The organism is Clostridium sp. UBA871 (genome assembly GCF_002295255.1).
In the GTDB taxonomy this organism is placed as follows: domain Bacteria; phylum Bacillota; class Clostridia; order Clostridiales; family Clostridiaceae; genus Clostridium_J; species Clostridium_J sulfidigenes.
Genome location: NZ_DBFV01000011.1, coordinates 119,057 through 142,351, shown reverse-complemented (window position 1 = coordinate 142,351; position 23,295 = coordinate 119,057). Strand labels below are relative to the sequence as shown.

The 23,295-nt window shown below is 30.2% G+C and carries 20 protein-coding genes, 4 tRNA genes and 1 riboswitch; of the genes, 3 read left to right on the top strand and 21 right to left on the bottom strand.

Translation table 11 applies throughout. The annotated features are described in order from the left end of the window. The first annotated feature begins 87 nt into the window (after positions 1-87). Complete coding sequence (locus B3086_RS13800) at positions 88-1,431, top strand: M28 family metallopeptidase (protein WP_346847019.1); 1,344 nt, start codon at positions 88-90, stop codon at positions 1,429-1,431. Between the two features lie 6 nt (positions 1,432-1,437). On the opposite strand, the gene prfB is transcribed toward B3086_RS13800, so the two are convergent. The 3 genes from prfB to hpf all read right to left on the bottom strand — a co-directional run bounded on the left by prfB (position 1,438) and on the right by hpf (position 5,833). After that, a protein-coding gene (gene prfB / locus B3086_RS13795) for a peptide chain release factor 2 (RefSeq protein WP_346847018.1) occupies positions 1,438-2,545 on the bottom strand; the annotation gives its coding sequence in 2 pieces (ribosomal slippage) (positions 1,438-2,466 and positions 2,468-2,545; 1,107 coding nt in all). 2 nt (positions 2,546-2,547) lie between these two features. Continuing rightward, positions 2,548-5,049 carry a preprotein translocase subunit SecA gene (gene secA / locus B3086_RS13790; RefSeq protein WP_346847017.1) on the bottom strand — a complete coding sequence of 834 codons (2,502 nt, stop codon included), beginning with the start codon at positions 5,047-5,049 and terminating at the stop codon, positions 2,548-2,550. 253 nt (positions 5,050-5,302) lie between these two features. Then, on the bottom strand, positions 5,303-5,833 hold the full coding sequence (hpf, locus tag B3086_RS13785) for a ribosome hibernation-promoting factor, HPF/YfiA family (RefSeq protein WP_150844074.1): 531 nt from the start codon (positions 5,831-5,833) through the stop codon (positions 5,303-5,305). Positions 5,834-6,377: 544 nt separating this feature from the next. On the opposite strand from hpf, the gene B3086_RS13780 reads away from it, so the two are divergent. After that, positions 6,378-6,959, top strand: a complete 582-nt coding sequence (locus tag B3086_RS13780; RefSeq protein ID WP_346893645.1) for a hypothetical protein — start codon at positions 6,378-6,380, stop codon at positions 6,957-6,959. 448 nt (positions 6,960-7,407) lie between these two features. On the opposite strand, the gene B3086_RS13775 is transcribed toward B3086_RS13780, so the two are convergent. The 9 genes from B3086_RS13775 to B3086_RS13735 all read right to left on the bottom strand — a co-directional run bounded on the left by B3086_RS13775 (position 7,408) and on the right by B3086_RS13735 (position 14,652). Further along, positions 7,408-8,088: a ComF family protein gene (locus B3086_RS13775; RefSeq protein ID WP_346893643.1), complete on the bottom strand. Its 681-nt coding sequence runs from the start codon at positions 8,086-8,088 to the stop codon at positions 7,408-7,410. Further along, positions 8,061-9,083: a hypothetical protein gene (locus tag B3086_RS13770; RefSeq protein WP_346893641.1), complete on the bottom strand. Its 1,023-nt coding sequence runs from the start codon at positions 9,081-9,083 to the stop codon at positions 8,061-8,063. The genes B3086_RS13775 and B3086_RS13770 overlap by 28 nt, the downstream gene beginning before the upstream one ends. Before the next feature lie 14 nt (positions 9,084-9,097). Further along, the gene (locus tag B3086_RS13765) at positions 9,098-11,305 is read right to left on the bottom strand and encodes an ATP-dependent RecD-like DNA helicase (protein ID WP_346893639.1); all 2,208 of its coding nucleotides are present in this window, start codon (positions 11,303-11,305) and stop codon (positions 9,098-9,100) included. A 310-nt stretch (positions 11,306-11,615) separates the two neighbouring features. Further along, a complete protein-coding gene (gene metK, locus B3086_RS13760; protein ID WP_346847012.1) occupies positions 11,616-12,791 on the bottom strand; it encodes a methionine adenosyltransferase in 1,176 nt (391 codons plus the stop codon). A 97-nt stretch (positions 12,792-12,888) separates the two neighbouring features. Further along, positions 12,889-12,991: riboswitch (SAM riboswitch) on the bottom strand. A 233-nt stretch (positions 12,992-13,224) separates the two neighbouring features. After that, positions 13,225-13,309: transfer RNA gene (locus B3086_RS13755), tRNA-Tyr, on the bottom strand. Positions 13,310-13,314: 5 nt separating this feature from the next. Beyond that, positions 13,315-13,389: transfer RNA gene (locus B3086_RS13750), tRNA-Thr, on the bottom strand. Between the two features lie 42 nt (positions 13,390-13,431). Then, positions 13,432-13,507 (bottom strand) — tRNA-Val (locus tag B3086_RS13745). 5 nt (positions 13,508-13,512) lie between these two features. Continuing rightward, positions 13,513-13,597 (bottom strand) — tRNA-Tyr (locus tag B3086_RS13740). Between the two features lie 404 nt (positions 13,598-14,001). Beyond that, positions 14,002-14,652, bottom strand: a complete 651-nt coding sequence (locus B3086_RS13735; RefSeq protein WP_346847011.1) for a hypothetical protein — start codon at positions 14,650-14,652, stop codon at positions 14,002-14,004. 97 nt (positions 14,653-14,749) lie between these two features. Here B3086_RS13735 and yyaC point away from each other — a divergent pair, with 97 nt between their 5' ends. Continuing rightward, the gene (gene yyaC / locus B3086_RS13730; RefSeq protein WP_035135412.1) at positions 14,750-15,280 is read left to right on the top strand and encodes a spore protease YyaC; all 531 of its coding nucleotides are present in this window, start codon (positions 14,750-14,752) and stop codon (positions 15,278-15,280) included. A gap of 322 nt (positions 15,281-15,602) precedes the next feature. Here the strand turns inward: yyaC and B3086_RS13725 are convergent, their stop codons facing one another. The 9 genes from B3086_RS13725 to B3086_RS13685 all read right to left on the bottom strand — a co-directional run bounded on the left by B3086_RS13725 (position 15,603) and on the right by B3086_RS13685 (position 22,994). Beyond that, positions 15,603-16,637 carry a rod shape-determining protein gene (locus tag B3086_RS13725; RefSeq protein ID WP_346847010.1) on the bottom strand — a complete coding sequence of 345 codons (1,035 nt, stop codon included), beginning with the start codon at positions 16,635-16,637 and terminating at the stop codon, positions 15,603-15,605. A gap of 96 nt (positions 16,638-16,733) precedes the next feature. Beyond that, complete coding sequence (gene spoIIID / locus B3086_RS13720; protein ID WP_035135408.1) at positions 16,734-16,988, bottom strand: sporulation transcriptional regulator SpoIIID; 255 nt, start codon at positions 16,986-16,988, stop codon at positions 16,734-16,736. A gap of 121 nt (positions 16,989-17,109) precedes the next feature. After that, the gene (locus tag B3086_RS13715; protein WP_346847009.1) at positions 17,110-17,802 is read right to left on the bottom strand and encodes a M23 family metallopeptidase; all 693 of its coding nucleotides are present in this window, start codon (positions 17,800-17,802) and stop codon (positions 17,110-17,112) included. Positions 17,803-17,939: 137 nt separating this feature from the next. After that, positions 17,940-19,049, bottom strand: coding sequence for a stage II sporulation protein D (gene spoIID, locus B3086_RS13710; protein ID WP_346879768.1), 1,110 nt, complete (start codon positions 19,047-19,049; stop codon positions 17,940-17,942). Positions 19,050-19,195: 146 nt separating this feature from the next. After that, positions 19,196-20,449: a UDP-N-acetylglucosamine 1-carboxyvinyltransferase gene (gene murA, locus B3086_RS13705; RefSeq protein ID WP_346847007.1), complete on the bottom strand. Its 1,254-nt coding sequence runs from the start codon at positions 20,447-20,449 to the stop codon at positions 19,196-19,198. Positions 20,450-20,477: 28 nt separating this feature from the next. Then, a complete protein-coding gene (locus B3086_RS13700) occupies positions 20,478-21,182 on the bottom strand; it encodes a hypothetical protein (RefSeq protein WP_346847006.1) in 705 nt (234 codons plus the stop codon). A gap of 278 nt (positions 21,183-21,460) precedes the next feature. Then, positions 21,461-21,994, bottom strand: a complete 534-nt coding sequence (locus tag B3086_RS13695) for a hypothetical protein (protein WP_346847005.1) — start codon at positions 21,992-21,994, stop codon at positions 21,461-21,463. Positions 21,995-22,012: 18 nt separating this feature from the next. Further along, on the bottom strand, positions 22,013-22,660 hold the full coding sequence (locus tag B3086_RS13690; RefSeq protein ID WP_346879769.1) for a permease prefix domain 1-containing protein: 648 nt from the start codon (positions 22,658-22,660) through the stop codon (positions 22,013-22,015). After that, positions 22,650-22,994 (bottom strand): PadR family transcriptional regulator, encoded by a 345-nt coding sequence (locus tag B3086_RS13685; RefSeq protein WP_346847003.1) that lies wholly within the window; start codon positions 22,992-22,994, stop codon positions 22,650-22,652. Before B3086_RS13685 ends, B3086_RS13690 begins: the two co-directional genes overlap by 11 nt. Between the last annotated feature and the right edge of the window lie 301 nt (positions 22,995-23,295).

Below are 23,295 nucleotides of genomic sequence, written 5' to 3'. Positions count from 1 at the left end.
TAATTTTATCACATTATTAGCAAATTTATCATAATCAAAATAACTTTTTCATACATATACTAATATAGTAATGTTTAAGGTGATGCCATGAAAAAATTTATAGTTTCTTCTCTTTTAACCTTTTCCCTAATCCTTTCTTCCATCAGTTATAATAGCCTAATGCTAACTAAAAACTTCGATGCTAAGGAAGTAAAAGAAACTATCCATTATCTATCTTCTGATGAGTTTAAAGGTCGATTAAGTGGAACCTTAGAAAATGCTTTAGTTGGCGCCTATATAAAGGATGAGTTTGAACACATAGGATTAGAACCCCTAAGTAATGGCTATTACCAAAGCTTTCAAGTAAATTACCCTAAGAGTTTGTCAGATGAACCTATGATTGCAGTTATTGATAAGGATAAGAAAATACATAAGATTTTAGAATACGGTGTTAATTACAAAGAAGATTTGCTTAACTTTAGGAATACAGAGATAGAGTTTGATAACTTAGATGTCTCTTCTAGAAACAATGATGCAATAGCAGTTTCTAATGACATGGGGACTGCAATATTTTATACTTCTTCTAATAATACTCTTGGGTTTAGAAGTTCTTTTTACGAAGAGAGTAACAAAGGACTGTTTATTACAGTGACAAAGGAAACTCTTGCCGAAATAGAAAGTTATTTAAATGAAGGTTTTTCAATCTACACCTATATCCCTTATTCTATAGAAGAAGCAAGTATCAATAATATAGTAGGTGTAATTAAAGGTAAAGATTCATCTCTTCCACCTTTAATCCTAGGTGCCCACTTCGATCATATAGGTACTGATCTAGGTGGAACTGTTTATAATGGAGCTTTGGATAATGCTTCTGGAGTATCATTTCTCTTAGAGCTTGCTAAGTACATTAAAACCTTAGGCATTCCTGATAGAGATATAATCTTTGTTTCCTTTAATGCTGAAGAATTTGGACTTAAAGGCTCTAAAGCCTTTGTAGAAGAATATAGGGACTTAATATCTGGAAGTAGGGTTTATAACTTTGATATGATTGGAAGCTATGACGGTACCCCTCTTTGTATTATGGCTGGTAAAACTAATACGGCTAAAACTCCTATAGTAGAAGAATTAACTAAGGCATTCCAAGATAAAAAAATATATTTTAATTACATCTTTGAGAATTCTAGTGACCATGGTTCCTTTGTAGATGCAGGGATTGAGGCTGTAACCCTTTGTGACTATGATTTATCTAGAATTCATACCCCAAATGATAAAATAGAATATATTAGTGAAGAAGCAATTGATAGATGCTTTAGTGTTATGAAAACTCAAATATTTAAAGATAGTTATTCTAGTAATATACTATATAATCATTTAGAATTAATTCTATTTCTATCCTTAGGTGCTTCTCTAATTCTAAGTGCTATCTATTACAACACAAAAAAGAGTAGTTAATTGAAACTACTCTTTTATTTGCTTTAGATATTCATTTATAAACATATCTATATTTCCATCCATTACTGAACCTACATTAGAAGTTTCAGCTCCAGTTCTATGATCCTTAACTAAATTATAAGGGTGGAATACATAGGATCTTATCTGACTTCCCCATGCATTATCCTTTATTTCCCCTGTTATATCCTCAATTTTATCCTTATGCTCACGAATTTTAATGTCTATAAGCTTAGCTTTCAGCATCTTTAAAGCATACTCCTTATTAGTGTGCTGACTTCTTTCATTTTGACATTGCACTATGATATTAGTAGGTATATGGGTTATTCTTACTGCAGAATCTGTAGTATTTACATGCTGTCCACCTGACCCACTAGATCTATAGGTATCTATTTTTAAATCCTCTGACCTAATTTCTATATCTTGATTTTCAGTAAGCTCTGGTAAAACTTCACATCCAGCAAAGGATGTCTGTCTTTTTCCACTAGAGTTATAGGGTGATATCCTAACCAACCTATGAACACCCTTTTCTGATTTTAAATATCCATAGGCAAAATCTCCAGTAACCTTAATAGTAACTGCTTTAATTCCAGCTTCATCATCTGCCACATAGTTTAAAACTGTAACCTTAAAACTATGGGCCTCGCACCATCTAGTATACATTCTGTATAGCATATTAGTCCAGTCCTGGGCATCGTTACCTCCAGCACCTGTATGAAGCTCCAGTATAGCATTGTTTCTATCATATTCTCCACTTAAAAGAGTTTCTATATTAAGATTTTCTATCTCTTCTCCTATGGACTTTAATTCACTTTTTATATCCTTGTAAGAGGAGGAATCCTCCTCCTCCAAACTCATCTCTATCAAAATTTGAACATCCTCTGTTCTAATATCCAAATTATTAAAATTATCTAACTTATCCTTTATCGATTTAGCATTCTGAGTAATTTCTTGTGCCTTATTTATATCACTCCAAAAATCCACTTCCTGCATTTTAAACTCAAGTTCAGATAATTTCTTTTCTTCTGCTGCTATGTCAAAGAGACACCTTCAATTCTTGTAATTTTCCACTGATGACATTTACTTCATTTAAGCATTCTTCTAATTGTAATATCACTTTTATTCTCCTCTTCCACAACAGTTCTTATATTTATATCCTGATCCACATGGACATGGGTCATTCCTATTTGGTTTAGCTTGTTTTTTTACTGGCTCTTTCTTTAAAGAATTATCCTCATTAGTTGAAGTTATTTCAGCTACTCTTTCTCTTTCTGGAGCCTTCTCAACTTTAACATGGAATAGATACTTAACTGTTTCATGCTTAATATTTTCTATCATTTCCGCAAACATTTCGCTACCTTCCATTTGATATGCTTGAGCTGGATCTTGTTGCTTATATGCTCTAAGTCCTATACCTTGTTTTAAGTGATCCATACTATCAATATGATCCATCCACTTAGAATCAACTATCTTAAGTAGGATAACTCTTTCAATTTCTCTCATTTGCTCTTCGCCAAATTCTACTTCTTTTTCAGCATATAATTCTATTGCTTTATCTAGTAATAATTCTACAATCTCATTATTAGATAACTTAGCAATTTCATCTACTGTAACAGTATCTTTAGGTAGATATATATCTTCCATGTATTTTACTAATTTATTTAATTCATCTTCAAAAGTATCATCTACACCACTAATATGAGTATTAACTGAACTTTCTATAACATCCTGTATCATTGTTTGTATTTGATCTTTTATATTAGCTCCCATAAGAACTTCTTGTCTTTGTTTATAAATAATTTCTCTTTGTTTATTCATTACGTCGTCATATTTAACAACATTCTTTCTAACATCAAAGTTATTTCCTTCAACTTTTCTTTGTGCACTTTCTATAGCCCCACTAACCATTTTACTCTCAATGGCATCTTCTTCTTGAAGCCCTAATTTATCAATCATACCTCCAAGTCTCTCAGAACCAAATATTCTCATTAAATCATCTTCAAGACAAATATAGAATCTAGATTCACCTGGGTCACCTTGACGACCAGAACGTCCTCTTAATTGGTTATCTATACGTCTTGATTCATGTCTTTCTGTACCTAATATCTTTAAGCCTCCAAGTTCTACTACTCCTTCTCCAAGCTTAATATCAGTACCTCTACCAGCCATGTTAGTAGCAATAGTTACAGCACCCTTTTGTCCAGCTAATGCTACAATTTCTGCTTCTCTTTCATGGTACTTGGCATTTAATACTTGGTGTGGTATTCCTTTTTTCTTAAGCATAGCAGAAATTACTTCAGACTTATCTATACTTACTGTACCAACTAAAACTGGCTGACCTTTTTTATGAGTTTCAGTTATCTCATCTACTAAACACTTATATTTTCCTTTAATAGTCTTATAAACAACATCTGGATGGTCTACTCTTGCTATCGGCATATGAGTTGGTATTACTATTACATCAAGACCATAAATATCTCTAAATTCAGCTTCTTCAGTCTCAGCAGTACCAGTCATACCTGCAAGCTTAGTATACATTCTAAAGTAGTTTTGGAACGTTATAGTTGCAAGAGTTTTAGACTCTTTTTCAACCTTAACCCCCTCTTTTGCTTCAATAGCTTGATGTAATCCATCACTATATCTTCTACCTTCCATAAGTCTTCCTGTAAAGTCATCAACAATAACTACTTCTCCATCTTTTACTATATAGTCCTTTTCATTCTTCATTATGTGATTTGCCTTTAACGCTTGAACTAAATGGTGTTGAATATCCATATTTTCAGGATCTGCATAATTTTCTAAGTGGAAGTACTTTTCTGCCTTTGCTATACCTTCATCAGTAAGAATAACGGAATTTCTCTTTTCATCTATTAAATAATCTTCTTCTAATAATCCCTTAACGAAGAAGTCTGCAATTCTATAAAAATCAGTAGACTTATCTCCTTGACCTGATATTATAAGTGGAGTTCTAGCCTCATCTATAAGTATTGAGTCAACCTCATCCACAATAACATAGTTTAATTCTCTTTGAACTTTTTCTTCTTTATAAACTACCATGTTATCCCTTAGGTAGTCGAATCCAAATTCATTATTAGTACCATAAGTGATATCACAATTATACATTTGTTGTTTTTCTATCTGAGTTTGACCATGAACTATAACTCCTACTGTAAGACCTAGAAATTCATGAACTCTTCCCATTTCATCTCTATCTCTCTTAGCAAGATAGTCATTAACTGTGATTATGTGCACACCCTTACCAGCTAAGGCATTTAAATAAGATGGTAGAGTGGCAACTAAAGTTTTACCTTCTCCTGTTCTCATCTCTGAAACTCTACCTTGGTGTAAGACAACTCCACCTATAATCTGAACATCATAATGTCTAAGACCAAGAACTCTTTTAGATGCTTCTCTAACTACCGCAAAAGCTTCTGGAAGAATATCATCTAAAGTCTCACCCTTTTTTAATCTACCTTTAAATTCTTCTGTTTTTTGTTTCAATTCTTCATCACTTAATTTTTCTATAATCTCCTCAAGAGAATTAACCTTTTTAACTATTGGCATAATTCTTTTAATTTCTCTTTCACTGTAGGTACCAAATATCTTATTAAATATTTTCATCTAAAATCATCCTCACTCTTTCTATCTAAGGTTTGTTAGCTATAATCATCACATAAATACTAATTAAGATTATATCAGTTATTCTTTCTCACTTCAACTTTATACCTATAATTTTCATCCAAAATAAGTAAATTAAAGCTCTATTTTAACATAGAATTAATAATTTCTGTTACTATAAAAAACTCTATAGCTAATGCCATAGAGTTTTTATTAATATAATAAGTATATTTTTAACTTTTCTTTAAAATTAAATTTAGAAATCTTGTTCAATTAAACCATAATTTCCATCTTTTCTTTTATAAACAACATTTACTTCCTCTGTATCGCCATTCATAAATACGTAGAAATCATGTCCTAAAAGTTCCATTTGTAACACTGCTTCTTCTTGGCTCATAGGTTTTATGGCAAATCTTTTAGTCTTTACTATCCTTGGCTCTTTTTCTTCATCATAGTCAGCATAGCGTTCTATATTATTAAATCTTAAAGAATTGTCATAATTTCTTCTTTCAAGCTTAGTTTTTTGTTTTCTTATTTGACCTTCAAGCTTGTCAATTACAGTATCTATTGCATTATACATATCTCCATTTCTTACTTCTGCTCTTAATAATGCACTGTTAAACGGAATTATTACTTCAATTTTGTGTATATTCTTCTCCACACTTAGTGTAGCTGTAGCATTCTCATTATTTACAAAGAATTTATCCAATTTTGATAACTTCTTTTCTACTGCAGCTCTAAGCCCTTCAGTAACCTCGATATTTCTTCCTATAACTCTAACTTTCATAATTCCAGCTCCCCTCATATTAAAAAGGATTATTGTGGTTCCTTTTAATATTTCTATTTTGTAATTATATTTTAAGCTTTACTATAAATACTTGCAAGAAGACTTTACTTAATATTCTGAAAAGTTTTCTTTCTAGCCTTTTCTAGCTTACTTTTTCTTCACTCTACGACTTATATCGCCTTTACATAGTATATGATTTTTTTCATATTTTATGTTATAATAAAATTACATGTGCTGGATATAACATATCAAATAACTAATTGTTACATAATTTATTAATAACATCTAGAATCACATCTTATAATTAACCATAAATAAATTTTCAATTTTAAATAAATAAAAGGCAGTCTAAAAGATTGCTCATTAGTATCACAAAATATAAAGTAATATTCAAAAATAACTTTTTACCACAAAAACTAGAATTTAATTTCCCGTATTTTATAATGATAATTTTATTCTAACCTTTTCTATTTCTACTTATATACTTAAATGTTTAAAATTATATATTATAATAAAATATTTATTATATGTAATGGAGGCTAATATGAAAAAGATTAATGAAATAATAAAAAATATATCTCTTACTCTTTTGTTTGTTATGCCAATTATAATTATAGTTATAAAAAGTAATGGAATTACACTTATGAATAACTTATATATATATGCATATCTAACAGTCTATATATGTATAGCAACTATATATGTAAAAATAAAAAGAGATAAAAATGTATTAAAATTTACGCTTATACTAGTAACTATTTATTCAATATCTGTTCTTCATAATTATATCGGCACATATGAAATAAATAGATTACAAAATAAGAATACAATAATAGTTAATCGTTTTTATGATAGCTTTCTTAGTGGCGATCCTGATGAAATAAGTTCTAAATTTTATAAAAGAGTATATTTTTTCTTTAAAAAGGATTTAAATGCACCTACATTCCATGGTAATTACTCTATATATCAAGAAGATGAATATATAATAATAGCAGGTAATGCTGCTAAAAATTTTATTGAATCATATAAAACTTCTAAAGAGAACAGTTATTTTAAAAATACATTTAAAAATAGCAATTTCGAAATTCTTCCAAATAACCTTATAAAAATAAATTTAATTTATTGATGGTGTTCTAGAACCTATTATATATTATATAAGATATAGTTGGTCATAAAAAAGGTTCTGAGATTACTCATAAGATTTACACCCATATAAATAAAGAAAACACTAAGAAAGATCTTCAAAATTATAGGATAAGTGTACCTAAATAGAGGTGATTTATGATTTCTAGGTCAGGAATTTTTAAAAAATATAAAAAAAGTGCAGGTCCGTAAACCTGCAAACCCTTAAAAATAGGGCACTTTATGTCGTTTGACCTGGTCTTTGACCCCACACTCGCCTACTGGAGCTTTTGCTACCCAGAATTACCCTCTCACTACTAACCCTCTCGCATTATAATACGGTAGGACTTACTTCTAAGCCGCACCATGCTCATTAAACATTTTATTTAACTTACGTGGATCGTTTCGCCTGCGACTGGCATCGACTTTCAACCACAAACCCGACTCTTATATTATACTCTACTTTTTGCCACTGTCAATATAAAAACTTCATTGGCCTTTATTTCCTTAATAGCTTTTGCCGCATAAAAAGCTGTAGCTCCAGATGTGATTACATCATCGATAATGAGTACTCTCTTTCCTTCTATTTCTTTTTTATTTTTAACTATAAAAGAACCCTTTATATTTTCCCATCTTTTTATATTGTCTAATCCAATTTGATCTGCACTATCACTTGCTTTATAAAGCAATTCCTTGTAAGGAATTTCACAATTTTTACTTATATATTTACAAAGTACTTCACATTGATTAAACCCTCTACTTTTTAAAGCAGATTTACTACTTGGAATAAAGGTTAATATATCTATCTTATCCTTTAAATTTTCTAATATAAAATCACTCATATAACCTGCTAATATTTTTCCTGCTAAAAAACTCTTATTGTATTTAAGTTTTAAAATCAATTTCTTTAATTCATAGCCGTAGAATCCTAAAGAATAGCTTATAAATTCATCATCTTGGTGAGTTATTGAGGACTCTAGATTAATTATATTAATGCTCTTTTTACATTTTTCACAAATATAATCCTTATCTTCATATTCATCACATATTATACATTTATCATCTATCCCATATATAGTGGACAATATATTATCTACTATCTGTTTTATAATTTCAAAACTCCCTCTTCCCAAGCTCTTTTATTTAACTCCCTTAAAATATTTTTACATCTATCCATATCCTCAGTTTCACTATTGCAAAGAAAAATAACCTCTTCTCGCTCTGTCATAGATCTTCTATTTATCTTACTAGATATATAAACCAAATCCTTATAATTAAAGTTATCATTATCTGCAAAAAAAATCATAATATTCAAAGGATGCACTTCATAATAGTTCTCATTATAATTATTAGTAACCAATATACCATACTCTGCTAGTAAAAATTTAGACAGTTCCTTCTTGTCACTATCTCCTGTTATATCTTTAAATATATTTTTTGTAAGCTTATGGTCTATATTAGAAAGATAATTATAAACCTTATGAGTTTTCTCATCATCTGGAGTATATATTAAAACCTTCTTATTAGTATTTATTGACCACTCTAGGTATTCATATACACTCATAGGTATTTCTTCTTCTATATTTACTCTAGTTACCATAACCCTAGGTTCAGCAATAGGAACTTGTTTATCTCTTCTTAAATTATATAATATTACCTCATTGTGAAAAATTGGTTCCATGGAATAACTAATCATAGTTCCATAGTTATTACATAGATACTCCATTAGCTTATTTATAGATTCATTGCTATATATAGGCCTAGAATTTATTTCATCATATATAATAAAGTCAAATTTCTCCTTTAAGTATAAGGCTCTACTGTGGGTACATATATTAACTTTACCTGTATATGCTATATCATTCTCACCTTCAATAGAATTTATAAAATTTTTATTAATGAATCCTAATATCTTTACCTCTTCTATATCTGTATTTATTATATATAATATCTTTTTACTTTCTTTAAAGCACCAGTTAAATACCTTATTAAAGATTTGTTTTTTATTATTTAATGCAGAAATTATATTTATTTTATGCATCTTCTTTTTAGCGCCATCTAATATGGTATCTTCTATAGATTTCTTTGATGCCTCCACTATCTCTCTATTGGTTTTTATAAATGACATAAAATCGCTCCTACCTACATATGAATTATCTCTCTTATTCTCCATTTAAGTCCTGAATATCTCTCAAAACTTCTATTGTTATCTTTCATAAATTCAACCACTTTAGAATTACCTACCAATACAACTAACTTCTTAGCCCTAGTTATTCCAGTGTAAAGTAAATTTCTATTCATCAGTAGCGGTGGTCCCATAAACATAGGCATAATAACTACAGGAAATTCACTTCCTTGGCTCTTATGGATAGTAACTGCATAAGCTAAAGTTATTTCATCTAAGTCGCTTTCCTCATATTCTACGATTTTATCATCTTCAAAGCATACAGTAATCTTATCCTCATCCTCACTAATTTCTGTTATATACCCCACATCTCCATTAAATACACCCTTACCTTCTTCACTGGAATTATTTTTGCTCCACTTTAGAGTATAGTTATTTTTAATTTGCATAACCTTATCTCCTACTCTAAAAATCATATCTTTAATCTCAACTTCATCCTTATCTTTACTTTTAGGATTTAACACTTGCTGAAGTTGTATATTTAAATTATCTATTCCCATAATCCCCTTACGCATAGGTGATAATACTTGTATATCTCTAACACTATCCCATTCCACATTAAACTTAGGAAGTCTCGTTTTCACTAATCCAATGATTTTTTCTAACATCACTTCACTATCTGCAGCTCTTTCAAGATAGAAATCACTATTTTTGGTATTTAAAATAGGCATCTTTCCTTCATTTATTAAGTGGGCATTTTGTACTATCATACTTTCTTGTCCTTGTCTAAATATCTCATTAAGTCTTACAACTTTTACTGCATCGCTTTCTATGATATCCCTAAGAACATTTCCTGGTCCCACTGATGGTAGCTGATCCACATCTCCTACTATTATTAGTCTAGTTCCCACTTGCATTGCTTTTAAAAGAGCATTCATAAGACTTATATCTACCATAGAGGCTTCATCCACTATTAAAACATTACACTCTATGGCAGATGTTTCATTTTCTATTTCATCTACCTCTTCTTCACTATAACTTCCTATTTCCAAAAGTCTATGGATAGTTTTTGCTTCTCTACCTGTAGCTTCAGCCATCCTTTTCGCTGCTCTTCCTGTAGGTGCAGCCATAAATACCTTAAGTCCTAAACTCTCAAAAATACTTACAATGCAATTTATAATTGTTGTCTTTCCTGTTCCAGGTCCCCCTGTTATAACCTCTATCCCATTAAAAAAAGCACCCTCTATAGCTTCTTTTTGAGAATTGGCTAATTTAATATTTACTTTACTTTCAAAGTCATTAATTTTCTCATTTACATTTAAACTTAATTTATCATAATTAGTAGTGGCTAGTTCTACTATTTTACGTGTTACAGACATCTCTAGATAAAGATAGGACATATTATATACCGCATCTATATTATCTACTACCTCTACCTTAATCTTTCCATCAATTATCAGTTCATAAACTCCTTCATCAAATTTCTCACTGTCTATCTCCAGAAGTTTCATTCCCTTATCCCTTAATCTATCCATAGGTATAAAGGTATTTCCTATAGCACAAAATTCATTAATTATATATATGACTCCACTTTTTATTCTAAATAGAGAATCCTTCTCTATGCCCAAGCTCTTAGCTATGGAATCCGCTGTTCTAAACCCAATTCCACTTATGTATTCTGTTAATATATATGGATTATCCTTAACTATATTTATGCAGTTAACTCCAAACTTCTTATAAATCTTCATGGCCATATTAACAGTTATGCCATAACTTTGAAAGAAAATAATAATATCCTTAGTAACCCTCTGCTCTAAATAAGATTTCATAATGGTATTTATCCTCTTTTTACCTATGCCAGGAATCTCTTCAAGCTTTTCTATATTACTATCTAATATTTTTATTGTATCTTCTCCAAAAAATTCTACTATTTTTTTTGCTGTAACCTTTCCTATACCTTCAATGACTCCACTGGCTAAATATTTTTCGATGCCACTAGTAGTTGTAGGTATTATTTCATGTATGCTTTCTATTTTAAACTGCTTACCAAACTTAGGATGAACAGTCCACTCTCCTTGAACACTATATTCTTGGGATTCATTTATAAATGGTATTGTTCCAACAATGGTGACAACTTCCTTATCACACCTTAGTTTACATATTGTATACCCATTATCATCATTTCTAAATACAATTGTTTCAACTATCCCTTCAATGGTTATCATAAAATCTCTCCTAATACCTATTATTATCTATCTATAACTATTATTATACCAAATTATATCTCATATATATTAATAATATAATAAGATTTAGTAATATGACTCAGTTTAAAGTAAAAATAATTATCCTTGTTAAATTTCATAATCTATGCAAATTTAATTATAGTCTTTTTAATGAAACTCGACTCAGTACCTTCGCTGAGTAAGTGATTCACACCAAATCGTAGATTTGAGTTCTCTACTTAAAAAATCCACACTAACAAATCATATTGTTAATGTGGATTCTTATTGGTAAATATATATCTTTAATTACTTATATATATTTCTTTATTTCTTCAACCTTATTTAATTGCTCCCATGGTAGGTTTAAGTCATTTCTTCCAAAGTGACCATAAGCAGCAGTTTGTTTATATATAGGTCTTCTTAAATCTAATTCTTTTATAATAGATGATGGTCTTAAGTCAAAAACTTTATTAACTATATCTACTATTTTATCTTCTGAAAGTTTTCCAGTTCCAAAAGTATCAATTTGTATAGATACTGGTCTAGCAACACCAATAGCATATGCAAGTTGTATTTCTAGCTTATCAGCAACACCAGCAGCTACTAGGTTTTTAGCTACCCATCTTGATGCATAAGCAGCCGATCTATCTACCTTTGTTGGGTCTTTTCCTGAGAAAGCCCCACCGCCATGTCTACCAGATCCACCATAGGTATCTACTATTATTTTTCTACCTGTAAGACCTGAGTCTCCTTGAGGTCCTCCAATAACAAATCTACCTGTAGGATTTATATAGTATTTTGTGCTTGCATCCAATAAATCAGCAGGTACTATCGGAGCTATAACATGCTCTTTTAAATCCTTCTCAATTTGTTCTCTTGTAACATCTGGACAATGCTGAGTTGAAATTACTATAGTATCTATTCTAACTGGCTTATTGTCTTCATACTCTACAGTTACTTGAGTTTTTCCATCTGGTCTTAAGTAAGATAAAGTTCCATTTTTTCTTACTTCTGCTAGTCTTCTTGATAATTTATGAGCCATAGCAATTGGAAGAGGCATATATTCTTCAGTTTCATTTGTAGCAAATCCGAACATCATACCTTGATCTCCAGCACCTGTAGCTTCATCATTGTTCATTTGACCTGCTTTACTTTCTAAAGCTTCATCAACTCCCATAGCAATATCACCTGATTGCTCATCTATAGATGTTAATACTGAGCATGTATTGCAATCAAATCCATATTTTGCTCTATTGTATCCAATCTCTTCAACTGTATTTCTAACAACCTTTTGGAAGTCTACATAGCAGTTTGTACTTATTTCTCCCATTACAAGTACCATTCCTGTAGTAGTTGCAGTTTCACAAGCTACCCTAGCATTGGGATCTTTTTCCAATATGGCATCTAGTATTGAATCAGATATCTGATCACACATTTTATCTGGATGTCCTTCAGTTACTGATTCTGACGTAAATAATCTTCTCATTGAATTTTCCTCCTTAAATATTTAGATATTACCGACACTTAAAATTAAAACCTCTTCTTATCAGACAAGAAGAGGTTAGTATATTTCAAACTAAACTTTCTTATCTTGCAGAAAATACTGCAGGAATTGGCACCATTGCTTTTAATAGCCGGTTGCTGGGTTTCATTGGGCCTTTGTCCCTCCACCACTCTTGATAAGAGTTATATTATTAATTTATACATAGATAATAGCATAGGGAAATTTAACTGTCAACACACTTATCTATTAATATAAATAATTAATATTTACCATTATAACAACTTTATATATGCCATTAAATATATTCTAAACTTAATAAACAGATTTATTCAATTAATATAAAACACTTATTCAATTCTTATTTTATCTTTTATTAGAAATAAAATAAGACACTAAGTAAACTTAGTGTCTTATATGGTGGAGGAGGACGGATTCGAACCATCGAAACGAAACGTAACAGATTTACAGTCTGCCCCCTTTGGCCACTCGGGAACTCCTCCATTTATGGAGCTGGCAATAGGAATCGAACCTACAACCTGCTGATTACAAATCAGCTGCTCTACCGTTGAGCCATGCCAGCATATTATATAATTTGTGCAGTTTAATGAATTTAAATTCACTATGGTGGTCGCAACAGGGATCGAACCTGTGACCCCCTGCTTGTAAGGCAGGTGCTCTCCCAGCTGAGCTATGCGACCTTATATGGTGGAGGAGGACGGATTCGAACCATCGAAACGAAACGTAACAGATTTACAGTCTGCCCCCTTTGGCCACTCGGGAACTCCTCCATAATTTTAATATAACTAGATTTTCACATTAGCTTACCTGAGCTAATTCCCAATCTTTTGCATAAATAAAAATGTCACTAAACTGACAAGACTTAGTATACAATTATATTGATTTTTTTTCAACCCCTTTTTTCAATATTTTTATAAAAATTTTATTGTTTTTTTCTCAATTAATCATAATTTTTTCATTTTAGGCATTTCGTCACTTAAATTTAAATCATTATACTAATTAAAAGCATTAATAATAAACTATTATTTCAATATATTTAATTTATTTCTTACAGGATAATACCTGAAACCCGCATGAACAGAACAACTATTTTTATAGTTCTCTAGGAAACTAGATATCTATTTTCCTAGAGAACTATAAGTATAAGTTTATATTTAAATAGTTATTTATATAATTAATTTCCTTCTACTTTGTCCATATCTATATATTTAGAAAATATTTTCTTTAATTCTTCTATTTGCTCTTCATCTACCTTACGCTCTATTACATTGAGAGTTCTTAATACAGCTAATCGTTCATTATTATAAGTAAGGAATTCGTTTATCTCTGAATAGTCTTCTTCATTCAACGCTTTGCATATACCTATTATCTTTGCCTTCTCTGAAATTGTTAACTCATCTATTAATTCTTCTGGTGGTACCTTCATTACTTTGTTTTTTTCCTTAACCTGCTTATTATATTTGTCAAACTCGATTTCATCAGTTTTAACTATTTCATTATCACTCTTATAAATTTGATTTAGCTGATTTTGCCTTTCTCTATTAGCTTCAATTCTTCTTTTTTTTAATTCTTCATCTGATACACTAGTTTCATTAACCCCATTATTCTTAATTAAATCCTGTGAAGTATTTGCATCCATATTCTCCTTTTCTATACCAGTAGTAATTTCTTTATTATAATTTTCAGCTTTCTCACTGCTTTTAGCTATAACCTTATTTTCCTCTTTGTAATATAAGTTTTCATTACTTATATTAAAGCTCACTAACGCTATTATATTTACTATTGTATATAGAATTATGATTACAGAATATCCCTTTCTATTCATAACATATCCTCCTTAAATAAAAACTATCTAAATTATTCCATATTTTTTAGAATTTATACCGAAGTTGCTTCATATAAATTCATATGGAGGTGTTTCTGTGAGCAAAGTTAAGATTCATTACAAAGATTCATTAGGTTATTATACCTTATCCAACTTTTTAAAAGATGAATTAAATGCAAACACAATTATTGTTTGTATAGGAACTGATAGATGCATTGGAGACTGCTTAGGTCCTCTTATTGGTAGCATGTTAGAAGAAAAATTTTTCCCATTGCCAGTCTATGGAACTATAGCTAATCCTATACACGCATTAAATTTAGATAGTAAACTATCGGATATAAAATTAAAACATCCAGATTCTAAAATTATTGGTATCGATGCTTGTCTTGGTCCTCCTAATAAAATTGGCGAGATACAAGTTCGAGATTACCCCATTAATCCTGGAAAAGGTGTTGGTAAATCTCTTTCTCCCGTAGGTGATATATCAATAATAGGTATTGTCGATTCTAGCGATATTGATGAACCCTTTACAAGTAGAAATATACGATTAAATCTAATTTTGGAAATCTCTAAAGTAATAACTCAAGGACTTGTTCATGGGTATTATCTCAGCTCATTATGTGATTAATGATGAACGATTATTACCTAGATATTATATACAGTACATGGACTTATTTATACTATTAAAATCTTTTTAACAACCATTAATTTCGAAGATATAATTATAGTTTTTATTAACTCTCCCTTTCATAGAAAATGAGTTACTTACACCAACTAGAAATGATACAAAATAAAATATACCTACTATACAAATATTTTTTTGCATAGTAGGTATATTAAATCACATTTTTATATTTATATAACCTTTATTTTTAACTTCTATTGTTGGACATCATATAAATTTATTTACATAATTTAAAATATAGGTTTAATATTCTAACTTGTACATCTTAACTATTTATTGAAACATTATATCCTGTAAACGAATCGTCTAACTTATCTACATAGTCAAGCATTTTTCCTGTTCCAACAGCTACACAAGATACTGAATCTTCTGCTACATATACTGGTACATTAGTAACTTTTTCAATGAGTTTGTCTAATCCATCTAATAAAGCTCCTCCACCAGTCATTATTATACCTTTATCAGCTATATCTGCAGCCAGTTCAGGTGGTGTTTTTTCTAGTACAGAATGTGCACATTCAGCTATGGAAGTAACAGCTTCTTTTAATGCCTCTTCCATCTCACTAGAACAAACTGTGATATTTTTAGGTAGTCCAGTTATAAGATCTCTTCCTCTTATCTCTGCCTTAATGTCCTCATCTTTAGGATATGCGCATCCAATGTTTATTTTAAGTTCTTCTGCTGTTCTTTCTCCAATCATTAATTTATGCTTTTTCCTTATGTAACGAATTATAGCATCATCAAAATCGTCTCCAGCAACTTTAATAGACTCTCTTACAACCATTCCTCCTAGAGAAATTACTGCTATATCGGTGGTACCTCCACCTATGTCAATAACCATATTCCCACTAGCTTTAGTTATGTCTAACCCCGCTCCTATAGCTGCTGCCAAAGGTTCTTCAATTAATAAAACCTTTTTAGCTCCTGCATTTCTTGCCGCATCCTCAACAGCTCTTCTTTCTACTTCAGTAGCCTCACATGGTACGCACATTACAACTCTTGGTGTTGACATCTTTCTCTTACCGCAAGCTTTTTTAATAAAGTGCTCTAACATTTTTTCTGTAACATCATAATCTGATATTACCCCATCTCTAAGTGGACGAATTGCAACAATATTTCCTGGCGTCCTACCTATCATTTTTCTAGCTTCTTCACCTACTGCTAAGACCTTATTGGCACTTTTATCTATTGCTACAACTGAAGGTTCTTTTAGTATTATACCCTTACCCTTTGTGTAAACCAGTACTGTAGCCGTACCTAGGTCTATTCCCATATCTGTTCCTACACCGAAAAAAAACATCTTAAAATTCACTCCTGCTCTCTAGTATTTTCTTCTTATTGAAATACTATACAATATTTACTAAAACAATATACACCTATTATATTACTATTCTACCTAACCTTCAATTGTTTTATATTTCATTTTAGTAGCTTTTCCACCTCTAATGTGTCTTTCAGCTTTATTTAGATCTAAGATGTTTTTTGCTTCCTCTGCTATTTGAGCATTTATTTTAGGTAATCTCTCAGTCATATCCTTATGGATTGTACTTTTACTTACACCAAATACCGATGCTGTTTTTCTTATTGTAGCCTCGGATTCTATTATATATTTTGCTACTTCTAGTACTCTATCTTCAATATAGTCTTTCAAAGCGTTACCTCCTTAACCCTTCTATAATTATAAATATGCTAACTTCCTTATTTAAATTACATTCTTGCTAGCCTTTTACTTTAAAGTTTTAAAGCTAGCAAGAATATTAATTCTATTTTAGTTATTTCTTATAACTAACATATTTAGCTGGGTCTACTTCTTTTCCATCTTGTAATACTTGGAAGTGAAGATAATCTCCATATTCCTCATATGCAAGGTTTGTAGTTTTACCTACAGCTCCTATTTCTTTACCAGCTGTAACTTTATCTCCAGCTTTAACTAGAACCTGTTCTTTAAGGTTTCCATATATTGTAGTTAGTCCATTTTGATGGTCTATTTCTACATAGGTACCTTCTGTATTTGCATCTACTTTTTTAACCACTCCAGCACTTACTGCTACAACTGCTGAACCTTCTGCAGCTTTAACATCCATAGCTAAGTGATTTTTATAACTCTTAGTTGTTGCCCAATATACTGGATCTTCAGAATATGCTCTACCTAAAGTACCCTCTACTGGATTTTTAAAACTAACTTTAGTTTGAGATGAAACTGCTGCAGTATCATTATTCTTAACTGTTGGTACTGGCTCAAGCTCCTCTTTAACTTGTAGTGCATTCTCAGGTTTTTCTGGTTGAGTTACAACTTCTTTTTCTGTTTGTTCTAATGCTACTTTATCTTCTTCAGAATTTTTATTGTTATTTCTTCCAGCTGTTATAGCTGCAACTGTAGCAACAGCACATAGACAAACAAATAAAATTACATAGAAGCCTTCTTTTTTGAAAAATTGCTTCACTTTGTTAAGTTTATTGTTCATAAAAACACCTCCATCAGTATTGTGGACGTTTATTGGGAAATTAATACACTATAAGAAAATTTTTTTCTTATTTATCTCATTTTTTTCATATTTTTTTGCTAAAAACTAAAAAAATAGGGCAAAAGCCCTATTTCTTTCTAATTTTCATTGATTTTTTTTATTTCAATACCTGTATAATAATGTTTTAAAATCTCTTCACAACTCTTGCCTTGACTAGCCATTACATTAGCTCCCCATTGACTCATACCTACTCCATGACCAAAGCCATTACAATTTATAACAACTTGATTATTTAAAAACTCTAAAGAGAAGTTAGCGGAATTCAATCCAAACAACTGTCTAAATTTAACCCCTGTTATAGTAACATTACCAAGGGTTATTTCTTTCACTGACCCACCATCTGTATAATTATTTACTTTAATATGATCTTCTAGATTAGGTGGTGATAAATTTGCATTACTATAACTGCTATTAACCACTTGCGCAAATCTGTTTATGTCTATAGTTTCCGTACTTTTATATCTTGGTGCAATATCTTCACCTAAACTTTCAACACTTCTAAGATAAGGTAGTGCTGTAGAAAATACATCTTCAACATTTTCAGTTTTCCCACTACTTGTAGAGAAATAATACGCCCCCAATACTAATTCATTATTATATGTTAACACTTGTCCTCTAGTCTCATTCACCACATCTTCAACTAGTTTCCATTTATTTTCTCCACCTATACCTAACTGAGCTATTTTTACTTCTTTGGGTGTATATACCTGACAATGAACAGTATCACACAAATCTGCTCCTCTTCCATTGGCACATCCACTTGATACAGCTTTTGTATGAGCTAAGGTATATGTCCTTGCTGCTATAGCTTGTGCCTTCAAAGCCTCTTTATTAAAGTTTAATGGCATCTCACTACATACTACTCCCTTAATATATTCTTCTAAAGGCACCTCTATAATCCTATTTTCCTTTGTCAAATAAACCTTTATTGTATCTACATCTAGCTTAAAGGAAATGCCCTTATTTGATTTCTCACCTTTATTTTTAGATTGCATCACTTCTATAGCCTGTGATGAGTCATTTCCTTTTTTACCTATATTACCTCCTTCACCTAATATCAATTTATAGGATAATATTAGAAATCCTAGTAATACTGCTGAATAAATAGCCACCATCAATATTGGTTTAATAACAACTATAGCTTTATCATAATTAATATTTATTTTAATCCTCCCATAGTACTTCACTTTTCTTCCTCCTAATAAATAAACTTCTCTCCTATACTAGATAGACTTAGTTATATTTATTATTATATTTATGGTAATATGCTTATAATTTTGTAAATATAAAAATGCCCAGCCTTAAATTAAAAGCTGAGCTATATAAAGTATAATTATATTCTAGTTATTTCTGCGCCTAGGGCATTGAGTTTATCCTCTATTGTTACATATCCTCTATCTATATGGTATATGTGATCTACTATAGTCTCACCCTTAGCACATAAACCTGCCAAAACCAGTCCTGCTCCTGCTCGAAGATCTGGTGCTACTACTTCAGCTCCTGTAAGCTCTTTAACACCTTCTATTGTCGCAATTCTTCCGTTAACATTAATATTAGCTCCCATCCTTCTTAACTCTGCCACCTGCATAAACCTATTTTCAAATATAGTTTCTGTCACACTACTTCTTCCATGGGTAATACTTAATAATGTCATCATTTGTGATTGCATATCTGTTGGAAATCCTGGATGAGGCATAGTCATAATATCTGTGGGTTTTAATTCTACATCTCCATCTACAACAATTTTATTTCCGAATACATCAATCTTAACACCCATTTCACGTAATTTAACTATCACTGACTTGAGATGTTCTTCATCCACACCTTCTATTGTAATTTTACTTTTTGTAATGGGTGCTGCTATTATAAATGTTCCTGCTTCAATCCTATCAAATATAGGCGTATACGAAACTCCTTCTAATCTTTTTACTCCTGTTATGCATATCTTACCACTTCCTGCACCTTGAATCTTAGCCCCCATTTTATTTAAAAAATTTGCTAAGTCTACTATCTCAGGTTCCTTAGCTGCATTCTCTATAAAAGTATCTCCTTTAGCAAGAGTTGCAGCCATCATCAAGTTCTCTGTGGCTCCCACAGATGGGAAGTCTAAATAAACTGTATTACCCTCTAATTGTTCTGCAACTACTTCAACATATCCGTGTTCCTCTTTAATTGTTGCTCCTAAAGCTTTTAGTCCCTTCAAATGCAAATCTATAGGTCTAGATCCTATTTTACATCCTCCAGGCAGAGAAATTTTTGCCTTTCCAAATCTAGCTACCATAGCTCCTATAACTAGGAAAGATGCTCTCATTTTTCTTACTAAGTCATTATCTATACCTTCATATTTTAAGTTTTTTGTATTAATATCAATTTTATTATTATCTCTATCTATATTAACCTCTGCTGAAAGAGATCTTAATACCTCACATAGTACAAATACATCTTCTAGCATAGGTGATCCATTGATGGTTGATACACTATCTGTTAGTATAGTGGACACTAGTATTGGTAATACAGCATTCTTGGCTGAACTTATGTTTACACTCCCTTTTAATCTACGGTTTCCATTTATATAAAATTTACTCATGTTAATCCTCCATTTAAAATGCTATTTCTTAGTATGTTATCCTGATTACAGGTGTCCCCATTATTAAATAGCATCCTGAGGAATATCTAACTATAGCACAGTTAAAATCTATCTCCTCACCTAGTATTATTTCTTTATCGTATAAATTTGTATTGCTTATAATACTATATCCATTACTTATTTCTACTTCATCAATATTTTGTGCTTTATTTAAATATAATTGCTTTAAAATCACATCTCTTGTTTCATCTATTGTGCCGTTTAAGATTTTACTTTTTACATATAGCGAGTATTCCACCTTACTACTAATTGGGGATAAAATTTCTTTAATTTTCTTTTCTACAGTTTTTTCTTCATCAATATCTAAATTAGGTTTACAAATAGAAATTCTTAGTACAACATCATATCCTTTACCATAATCAGCTATTGAAATCCTTCCATCATATTCTTCATGGTTATAATCTATTTTAAAACTTAAGTCCTTATTAACTTCTTGGTAAACTTGTCCCATAGCCTTTTCTATATTAGTTATTATAGTTTCATATATATTTTCTTTACTTTCTTGACTATAAAACCTGCCCTCCACTACATATTCCTCAGTAGAAGCATTTACACTATTTAATATTCCACTAAACATATCCTCTTCACTCTTCCCATAAAAGGTTTTATCCCGTATAATTAATATGCTTAATGTGAACATCACCACAATTAATAACTTAATATATAACTTCATACATATCCCACCTTAATATAAGAATAAATCCACTTATATTAAATCATTAACCTTTTTACTTTTTTTATTCATATTTACATATAATGTAATAAGTTATATTTTTATTTATACTAATAATATATAGCAACTTTTAAAATGTGTTCATAAATAAATTACTTTTCAACGTAATGTAGAAAATAAAAAGATAATTTATGAAATCACATAAATTATCTTTCTATTTTCTCCCTCTATGGTACATATTTAAGATAAGGTTGGATTAATCTATATAAAAATATTAACTATACCATATTAAAGTTAAAGTCACCATATAATATCTCTAACTTGTTATACTGGTTTATAAGCCAACTACCATGTTCTTCTGAAAGATATATATCTTTATCTACCTTATGCTCCTTAACTATCTCATCTTTATCATTTTTTATAATCCAATTGAACTTAACATTAAATCTTCTCATATCATCTGACTTTTCTTTTTCCACTATCTCTACATCTTTTATTTCTGATGTGCAATTTTTTTCATAAAGTAGTTTAAATCTATAAAAAAGAGTTCTATTAATTCTATATCCATCAAATCCTTCTTCAGTCATATACTCTGCCATCTCTTTATCTTTTTTGTTTAAATTGTCCCCTATACCAATTCCATTTTTAACATAATCACCACAGGCTTCTAAATCATCTTTATCTGCTACATAGTGCCTTTCTATAAATCCTCTTATGTTTTCTTCTGCATCATCTTTCTTCGGTGTGCAGGCTACTAAAAACATGCCTACCATCATGAATGACATTATTGCTGATATAATCTTTTTTATCATAATTCACACATCCTAATTTTATTTAAATTTAAAAACCTTTTTACTATATACAGTAAAATATAAAATCATATCTGAAAATAACGCTATATAAAAACTTTTTTCTACTCTAAAAACATTGACTATCCCTTTAGAAGCCATAACCCATAACATACTAATAAAAATATTTAAGATATTTATAACAATAGCTTGAATCTTAAACTTAAAGGTTCGACTTGTAAAAATAAAATTCATAAATGTCCATATAAAAAATATGATAGTTCCTATTATGAATACTATAAAACTAAATTTAGACATGATTCTAAGGTTATAATGTGATATATCTATAATGCCTATAATCTTTAGTCGCACAAGCAATTGAATAATTATATATATAATCATACATACATAACTAGATTTAAGGATAAATAAATATTTAGTATTATTAAATATACCTGATATTCCTTCCTCAAAGTCAGAATTATTCCCTATATTATTTTTAGCTATTTCAAAAGCCTTCTCCTCAGATTTACCTGATTCTACTAAATCACTAACTTCAGTTATAATGTAACTTTTTAATTCTTCCTTTAATTCTTTAACTTCTAATGTATCTTCAAAAGCTGAACTAAAGAGCTTTCTTAAGTATCTATTTATTTTCCTCTTTAACTTAATACTTAGATTATTCACCATTAACTGCCCCCTCTCTAAACTTTAAAATAAGCTCTGTTATCTTATTAAAATCTCCATTCAATTTATTAAGTTGAACTTCACCTTCTTTTGTAATTAAATAATGCCTTCTTTTAATTCCATTATCTCCTTCTATTACTTTAGATGTGATAAAATTTTGTTTTTCTAATCTTTTTAAAGCTATATATAAAGTTCCTGTTTGAAGTTCAAAATTATCTTCAGCAGCTATATTAACTAGTTTCATTATGTTATATCCATAAATATAATCATTACCTTTAATAATAGATAAAATTAAAATGTCTATAAACCCTTTTAATAACTCTTTATCTATTTCCAATAACACCCCTCCTTTTACTTAATATGTATAATATTATTATATGTAGTAATACTATATATAGCAATACTATTCTCAAAATATTTTTATTATTTTGAATTATTGTTGAATTTTATTCCAAGGTAATTTAAAGGAGCACATTAAATGATTTTCATATCATTTAATGTGCTCCTTTTAGTTTGTCCGATGACTACCAGCTCTAATACTCCCATCTTCTTCAAAGTGGCAGTAAAGAGCTGCTACGTCCCTGGATAACGAGTTCTAAGCTTCGAAGAAGCTAAGAACTCTGTTTATATAAATATTT

What these genes read in the sequence shown, in the direction of transcription:
- B3086_RS13800 (WP_346847019.1), top strand. Translation starts at nt 88, where the DNA reads ATGAAAAAATTTATAGTTTCTTCTCTTTTAACCTTTTCCCTAATCCTT.
- secA (WP_346847017.1), bottom strand. Translation starts at nt 5,049, where the DNA reads ATGAAAATATTTAATAAGATATTTGGTACCTACAGTGAAAGAGAAATT.
- hpf (WP_150844074.1), bottom strand. Translation starts at nt 5,833, where the DNA reads ATGAAAGTTAGAGTTATAGGAAGAAATATCGAGGTTACTGAAGGGCTT.
- B3086_RS13780 (WP_346893645.1), top strand. Translation starts at nt 6,378, where the DNA reads ATGAAAAAGATTAATGAAATAATAAAAAATATATCTCTTACTCTTTTG.
- B3086_RS13770 (WP_346893641.1), bottom strand. Translation starts at nt 9,083, where the DNA reads ATGTCATTTATAAAAACCAATAGAGAGATAGTGGAGGCATCAAAGAAA.
- B3086_RS13765 (WP_346893639.1), bottom strand. Translation starts at nt 11,305, where the DNA reads ATGATAACCATTGAAGGGATAGTTGAAACAATTGTATTTAGAAATGAT.
- metK (WP_346847012.1), bottom strand. Translation starts at nt 12,791, where the DNA reads ATGAGAAGATTATTTACGTCAGAATCAGTAACTGAAGGACATCCAGAT.
- B3086_RS13735 (WP_346847011.1), bottom strand. Translation starts at nt 14,652, where the DNA reads ATGAATAGAAAGGGATATTCTGTAATCATAATTCTATATACAATAGTA.
- B3086_RS13725 (WP_346847010.1), bottom strand. Translation starts at nt 16,637, where the DNA reads ATGTTTTTTTTCGGTGTAGGAACAGATATGGGAATAGACCTAGGTACG.
- B3086_RS13715 (WP_346847009.1), bottom strand. Translation starts at nt 17,802, where the DNA reads ATGAACAATAAACTTAACAAAGTGAAGCAATTTTTCAAAAAAGAAGGC.
- murA (WP_346847007.1), bottom strand. Translation starts at nt 20,449, where the DNA reads ATGAGTAAATTTTATATAAATGGAAACCGTAGATTAAAAGGGAGTGTA.
- B3086_RS13700 (WP_346847006.1), bottom strand. Translation starts at nt 21,182, where the DNA reads ATGAAGTTATATATTAAGTTATTAATTGTGGTGATGTTCACATTAAGC.
- B3086_RS13695 (WP_346847005.1), bottom strand. Translation starts at nt 21,994, where the DNA reads ATGATAAAAAAGATTATATCAGCAATAATGTCATTCATGATGGTAGGC.
- B3086_RS13690 (WP_346879769.1), bottom strand. Translation starts at nt 22,660, where the DNA reads ATGGTGAATAATCTAAGTATTAAGTTAAAGAGGAAAATAAATAGATAC.